General features: G+C 63.8%; 8 protein-coding genes. 3 read left to right on the top strand and 5 right to left on the bottom strand.

The window, feature by feature from the left end; all coding sequences use genetic code 11:
- Positions 1-286: 286 nt before the first annotated feature.
- The 5 genes from rplS to ffh form a co-directional block, all read right to left on the bottom strand.
- Entirely contained in the window at positions 287-679 is a 393-nt protein-coding gene (gene rplS / locus AC1DMG_RS18555; protein WP_204635229.1) for a 50S ribosomal protein L19, read from the bottom strand.
- A 27-nt stretch (positions 680-706) separates the two neighbouring features.
- On the bottom strand, positions 707-1,474 hold the full coding sequence (trmD, locus tag AC1DMG_RS18560; RefSeq protein WP_477180879.1) for a tRNA (guanosine(37)-N1)-methyltransferase TrmD: 768 nt from the start codon (positions 1,472-1,474) through the stop codon (positions 707-709).
- Between the two features lie 33 nt (positions 1,475-1,507).
- On the bottom strand, positions 1,508-2,023 hold the full coding sequence (rimM, locus tag AC1DMG_RS18565) for a ribosome maturation factor RimM (protein ID WP_441604322.1): 516 nt from the start codon (positions 2,021-2,023) through the stop codon (positions 1,508-1,510).
- Positions 2,024-2,025: 2 nt separating this feature from the next.
- Positions 2,026-2,280 carry a 30S ribosomal protein S16 gene (gene rpsP / locus AC1DMG_RS18570; protein ID WP_109125566.1) on the bottom strand — a complete coding sequence of 85 codons (255 nt, stop codon included), beginning with the start codon at positions 2,278-2,280 and terminating at the stop codon, positions 2,026-2,028.
- Between the two features lie 142 nt (positions 2,281-2,422).
- Positions 2,423-3,805 (bottom strand): signal recognition particle protein, encoded by a 1,383-nt coding sequence (ffh, locus tag AC1DMG_RS18575; protein ID WP_441604323.1) that lies wholly within the window; start codon positions 3,803-3,805, stop codon positions 2,423-2,425.
- A gap of 172 nt (positions 3,806-3,977) precedes the next feature.
- Between ffh and AC1DMG_RS18580 the strand changes: the two genes are divergently transcribed.
- Genes AC1DMG_RS18580 through AC1DMG_RS18590 form a run of 3 tightly spaced genes read left to right on the top strand, consistent with a single transcriptional unit; the run spans position 3,978 to position 6,287 of the window.
- Entirely contained in the window at positions 3,978-4,796 is an 819-nt protein-coding gene (locus AC1DMG_RS18580) for a cytochrome C assembly family protein (RefSeq protein ID WP_441604324.1), read from the top strand.
- A 10-nt stretch (positions 4,797-4,806) separates the two neighbouring features.
- Positions 4,807-5,667: a formyltetrahydrofolate deformylase gene (gene purU, locus AC1DMG_RS18585; protein WP_441604325.1), complete on the top strand. Its 861-nt coding sequence runs from the start codon at positions 4,807-4,809 to the stop codon at positions 5,665-5,667.
- Positions 5,668-5,678: 11 nt separating this feature from the next.
- Positions 5,679-6,287, top strand: coding sequence for a glutathione S-transferase family protein (locus AC1DMG_RS18590; RefSeq protein ID WP_477180880.1), 609 nt, complete (start codon positions 5,679-5,681; stop codon positions 6,285-6,287).
- Positions 6,288-6,353: the final 66 nt, after the last annotated feature.

The raw sequence follows: 6,353 nt of genomic DNA on the forward strand, positions 1-6,353 counted from the left end.
CACGATGCTGCGGGCGTTATCAGGCCATTTTCTTTGGGTTACTTTTCTTTTGGGCCAGCAAAAGAAAAGTGACTCGGTCGGCGGCAGCCGATCGAAACGCCCGCCGCGTAGGCGGCACGCTGGCGGAGAGGCGACGACCAAACACCGAGGCTCTGGATCCCGGCCTGCGCCGGGATGACGAGCAGAAATCAGGTCTCTTCGGACGGCGGGCCAAAAAAGCCCAAACAAAAACCCCGCGGATCGCTCCGCGGGGTTTCGTCGAATCGAATCGAAAGAGGCGCCCGAATTACTCGGCAGCAGCCTTCTTCTTCGCAGCCTTGGCGGCCGACACAGCAGCCACGTCTTCCTTGATGCGGGCAGCCTTGCCTTCCAGGTTGCGCAGGTAGTACAGCTTGGCGCCACGCACCTTGCCCTTGCGCTTCACTTCCAGCGAGTCGATGGCCGGGCTGTGCGCCTGGAACACGCGCTCCACGCCCGTGCCGTGCGAGATCTTGCGCACGGTGAAGGCCGAATGCAGGCCGCGGCTGCGCTTGGCGATGACAACACCCTCGAACGCCTGAACGCGCTCGCGGTTGCCTTCCTTCACCTTCACGTTGACCACCACGGTGTCACCAGGGCCGAATTCCGGCAGCTGGCGGGTGATCTGCTCGGCTTCGAACTGTTCGATGATCTTGTTCATGGCAACACCTGTCTAATTTCTGCGCCCTTAATGGGCCGTATCGTCGTGCCGCGTCTGCTGAGCATGCTCGCGGCGGAATTMGTCCAACAGCGCTCGGGATTGTGCATCCAGCGCGCGCTGCGCCAAAAGATCGGGACGCCGCAACCAGGTCCGTCCCAGCGATTGCTTCAGGCGCCAGCGACGAATGGCCGCGTGGTCGCCGGAGAGCAATACGTCCGGCACGTCTCCCAGTGCGTCATGCACCGGCTTTGCATAGTGCGGGCAATCCAGCAGTCCGTCCGAAAACGAATCCTGCTGCGCCGACTGCGCGTCATTCAACGCACCGTCCTGCAAGCGGCCCACGGCATCGATGATCACCGCGGCGCCAAGCTCACCGCCGGACAGCACATAATCGCCGATAGAAAGCTCTTCGTCGACCTCGTGCGCCAGCAGACGCTCGTCCACACCTTCGTAACGCCCGCAGAGCAAGGCGATGCGCGGCAACTTGGCCAGCGCTTCCACCCTACCCTGCGTCAACCTCGCGCCCTGCGGGCTGAGGTAGATCACATGCACCGGTTCCGGTGCGGCCTCGCGCACTGCCTTCAAGGCATCGCGCAAAGGCTGAATCAGCATCACCATGCCGGGCCCGCCGCCACAGGTGCGGCCGTCCACGGTGCGGTAATTGTCGGTGGCGAAATCGCGCGGGTTCCAGGTTTCCACCTGTAGCAGCTCACGCTGCTGGGCCCGCCCCACCACGCCAACGGCAGCACACTGACGCATGAAGTCGGGAAACAACGTGACGACATCGATGCGCATGATCCTCAACCCTTGATGCAGCGCGTGGCGCGCTCAGAATTCAGGATCCCAGTCCACCACCATGCGCCCGTCGGACAAGTCCACCGAACGCACATAAGATCCCTGGATGAAAGGCACCAGCCGCTCGCGCGTACCGTCCTTCACTACCACGACGTCGTTGGCGCCGGTTGCGAACAAATGACTCACTCGCCCCAGTGCCACGCCTTCCGTGGTGACGACCTCGAGACCTTCGAGATCGACCCAGTAATACTCATCCTTGCCAGGAGGTGGCAGCAGCTCGCGGGAGACATAAATGTCCTGCCCGACCAACGCTGCCGCCGTATCCCGGTCGTCCACTCCGGGCAGCTGGGCTACCAGCCCTTTGCCCTGCGGACGACCCTTCACTCCTGCGATCTCCGTTTCCGCACCCGGCGCCGAACTCAGCAGCCAAGGTTGGTAAGTGAAGATCTTCGTGCGGGGCTCAGTCCAGGATTCGATCTTGAGCCAGCCCTGCACGCCGTACAGCCCGACGATGCGTCCCACCAGGACGCGCCGACCGGCTGCCGTCATACTCAGGCAGCCTGCTGCTTGCCGGCTTCCTTGACGAGGGCGGCGACCTTGTCGGTCAGCTGCGCACCCTTGCCCACCCACTCCTGCACGCGGGCAACGTTCAGCTCAAGGCGCTTGTCCTTGCCCGAAGCAACGGGGTTGTAGAAACCGACGTTCTCAATGCTGCGGCCGTCGCGCTTGTTGCGCTGATCGGTGACAACGATGTGGTAGAACGGACGGCCCTTGGCGCCGCCGCGCGAAAGACGAATCTTGACCATAAGTAAAAGCTCCAGAGTTGCCGGGATGCCGGCAGCACGCACTCAGCGGTGCGCGGTGAACGCGGCATTTTAATGAATTTTGAGGAAAAAGGAAGAGCTGGCAGGCAAATTCGGCCAGATTGACTGGCCGGACCGTTCAGTCTCAGCGCATCGGGGGCAAACCACCGCCCATGCCGCCCATGCCCTTCATGGCGCCACGCATCTGGCGCAACAGGCCCTTGCTGCCGCCCTTGGACAGCTTGGACATCATTTTTTCCATCTGCATGTACTGCTTGAGCAGACGGTTGACGTCGGCCGGCTGCGTGCCCGAGCCGCGCGCCACGCGGGCACGGCGCGAACCATTCAACAGATCCGGATGACGGCGTTCTTTCTTGGTCATCGACTGGATGATCGCGACCATGCGCTTGATCTCGCCGTCGTTGACCTTGGATTTGACGCTATCGGGCAGGCCCGATACGCCCGGCAGCTTGTCCATCAGGCCGGCCAGGCCGCCCATATTGGACATCTGCTCGAGCTGGTCGCGCATGTCGTTGAGATCGAAGCGCTTGCCCTTGATCACCTTCTCGGCGAGCTTCTGCGCCTTTTCCTGGTCGACCTTGCGCTCCACTTCCTCGACCAGCGACAGCACGTCGCCCATGCCCAGGATGCGCTGCGCGACGCGGTCGGGATGGAACGGTTCCAGCGCATCGGTCTTCTCGCCCGCGCCAAGGAACTTGATCGGACGACCGGTGACATAGCGTACCGAGAGGGCCGCACCGCCACGGGCGTCACCGTCGGTCTTGGTGAGCACCACGCCGGTGAGCGGCAGCGCCTCGGCAAACGCCTTGGCGGTGGTGGCCGCGTCCTGGCCGGTCATGGAGTCGACCACGAACAGCGTCTCGACCGGCGTGATCGCGGCGTGCARSGCCTTGATCTCGGCCATCATCGCYTCGTCCACATGCAGGCGGCCGGCGGTRTCGACCAGCAGCACGTCGACCACTTCGCGGCGGGCCGCAGCGATGGCGGCCTTGGCAATATCAACGGGATTCTGGCCGGCCTCGGACGGGAAGAACTTCACGCCGACCTGCTCGGCCAGCGTGCGCAGCTGCTCGATGGCGGCCGGACGATAGACGTCGCAGCTCACCACCATCACCTTCTTCTTTTTGCGCTCGGTGAGGAAACGCGCGAGCTTGGCCACCGTGGTGGTCTTACCCGCACCCTGCAGGCCCGCCATCAGCACGACGGCCGGCGGCTGCTGGGCAAGATTGAGCTCTGCATTGGCAGTGCCCATCACTGCCGTCAGCTCGTCGCTGACCACCTTCACCAGCGCCTGGCCCGGCGACAGGCTCTTCATCACTTCCTGGCCGACGGCACGCACCTTCACGCGCTCGATCAAGGCCTGCACCACCGGCAGGGCGACGTCGGCCTCCAGCAACGCAATGCGCACTTCACGCATCGACTCGCGGATGTTTTCCTCGGTCAGGCGGCCACGGCCGCGCAAGCGGTTGACGGTGGTGGAGAGGCGTTGGCTGAGGGACTCGAACATGGTCAGGCCGGTGGGCGGAAAAGGTCGATTATAGCGGGATGGCAACCGCTGGTGCGGGCGTGGGGCGGGCCCGTTCAAATTGGGACGAGGGATGGCCGATCGCACGTCCCCAAACCATGCGGACGGCGCCCCGTCACAACGACGTGCCCCCTCTACCCACCCCCAAGGCCCCATGCCACACTCGCCCGCTATGGCCGCCACCGTCCTTTTTGCCCTGCTCGCCATCGTGCTCTACCTCACCGCAGCGACGGCTTTGGCCCGGCCGCTGCTCGGAGGTGGGCAACCATTGAACCGCTCCGCGCTGCTGCTGGCTGGCAGTGCCGTGCTACTCCACGCCGGCACCCTGCTGGGCGCCCATCGCGGCGCGCTCGACCTGCATTTCTTTTCCGCGCTGTCGCTGGTCGCCTGCGTGGTCTCGGCCTTCACCCTGGTGGTGAATATCTGGCGACCGGTGGCCGCGCTCGGCGTGATCGTATTTCCGCTCACCGCCTTGCTGCTGGGGCTGGACATCTTTGCCGCTCCTGTCACGGCGCCGCTGCCGCTGGAATGGCAGATCAAGCTGCATGTCACGGTGGCGCTGCTGGCTTTCAGCGTGCTGTCCATCGCCGCGGCGCTGGCCATCCTGCTCGCCGTGCAGGAGCGCGCGCTGCGCCATCGCCAGGTGGGCACCTGGATGCGCGCGCTGCCACCGCTGACGCTGACCGAGACGCTGCTGTTCCGGCTGATCGGCGCCGGTTTCCTGCTGCTCACGCTCACCTTGCTCACCGGCATCCTGTTCGTGGACAACCTGTTCGGCCAGCACTTGATCCACAAGACGGTGCTGTCGATCATCGCGTGGCTGGTGTTCGGCACCCTGCTCATCGGCCGCTGGCGGCATGGCTGGCGCGGCCGTAGCGCGGTCAATCTCACCCTGGTGGGCATGGGTGTGCTGCTGCTTGCCTTCTTCGGCACCAAGGCGGTGCTGGAACTGATTCTTCATCGGACGCCATGAAGCGCATGCCATGATCATTCCCGGCCAGTTCGTCCTGACACTCTCCTGTCCTGACCGTGCTGGCATCGTGGCGGCAGTGTCGAACCATCTGGCCGCAAACGGCGGCAACATCATCGAAGCACAGCAATTCGGCGATGCCGAGACGGGCCGCTTCTTCATGCGCCTGGTGTTCGAAGACGCCGAACGCGACCTCGACGCGCTGAAGCCGGGTTTCGAGGGATTCGCCCAGCAACTGGGCATGCAATGGATGCTGCGCAATCGTGCGCAACGTCGGCGCGTGTTGCTGCTGGTGTCCAAGTTCGACCACTGCCTGGCCGATATCCTCTATCGCTGGCGGATCGGCGAGCTACCGATGGATATCGCCGGCGTCATTGCCAACCATCCGCGCGAAACCTATCGCCATTTGGATCTCGACGGAATTCCTTTCCACTACCTGCCGGTGGACCGTGACAGCCGCGCCGACCAGGAAGGCGCACTGGCCGCACTGATCGAGCAATCGCAGGCGGATCTGGTGGTGCTCGCGCGCTACATGCAGATTTTGTCGCGCGAGCTGGTGCAAACACTCGCTGGCCGCTGCATCAACATCCATCACTCGTTCCTGCCCGGCTTCAAGGGCGCCCGTCCGTATCACCAGGCGTACCGCCGCGGCGTCAAGCTGATTGGCGCCACCGCGCATTTCGTCACGGCCGAGCTGGACGAAGGCCCGATCATCGAGCAGGACATCGAACGGGTCACCCACGCCGATACGCCGGAAGATCTCATTCGCATCGGCCGTGACATCGAGCGCCGCGTGCTCGCGCGCACGCTGCGGCTGTATCTGGACGACCGCGTCTTGCTCAACGGCAGCAAGACCGTCGTCTTTCATTCCTGACGGAGGTGTTCGTGGAACTGATCGGCATGCTCGATTCACCGTACGTGCGCCGCACTGCCATTTCGCTGCGGCTGCTGGGCATCCCCTTCACGCATCGCTCGATGTCGGTGTTCCGGCATTTCGATGAGTTCCAGCAGATCAATCCGCTGGTGAAAGCGCCCACGCTGGTGCTGGACGATGGCTGCATGCTTACCGAGTCGGGCCTGATCATCGACTGGGCCCAGGCGCAAAGCGATCGCGTCGCATTGATGCCGACGAATGCAGCCGACCGGCAACGCGCACTGCGCCTCACCGGTATCGCGCTCGCCGCCAGCGAAAAAGCCGTGCAGATCGTCTACGAGGACAAGCGCGATCCGGACAAACGCGACGAAGGCTGGATCAAGCGCGTCWAAGGGCAATTGCATGCGGCCCACGATTTGCTGGAACGCGAACTGAGTGGTGTCGACGGCTGGATCTTTGGAAGCGAACCAGGCCAGGCCGATGTGACCATCGCCGTTGCCTGGGGCTTCACGCAATTGGTGGCAGCCGATGTGATCGATGCGAAGGCTTATCCGCAGTTGGCGGCGTTTTCAGCGCGCGCTGAACTGCACCCGGATTTTGCGGCGCTGCCGCCTGTGTAAGGCGGCAGATCTCCTGTGGGAGCGCACCCTGTGCGCGACAAGCCTACGAAGCGATACACCCAGGCG

Source organism: Dyella sp. 01N36, from assembly GCF_056399745.1.

Bases quoted from the DNA above. Each gene is read 5' to 3' on its own strand.
- rplS (WP_204635229.1), bottom strand. From the start codon at position 679: ATGAACAAGATCATCGAACAGTTCGAAGCCGAGCAGATCACCCGCCAG.
- purU (WP_441604325.1), top strand. From the start codon at position 4,807: ATGATCATTCCCGGCCAGTTCGTCCTGACACTCTCCTGTCCTGACCGT.
- AC1DMG_RS18580 (WP_441604324.1), top strand. From the start codon at position 3,978: ATGCCACACTCGCCCGCTATGGCCGCCACCGTCCTTTTTGCCCTGCTC.
- rimM (WP_441604322.1), bottom strand. From the start codon at position 2,023: ATGACGGCAGCCGGTCGGCGCGTCCTGGTGGGACGCATCGTCGGGCTG.
- rpsP (WP_109125566.1), bottom strand. From the start codon at position 2,280: ATGGTCAAGATTCGTCTTTCGCGCGGCGGCGCCAAGGGCCGTCCGTTC.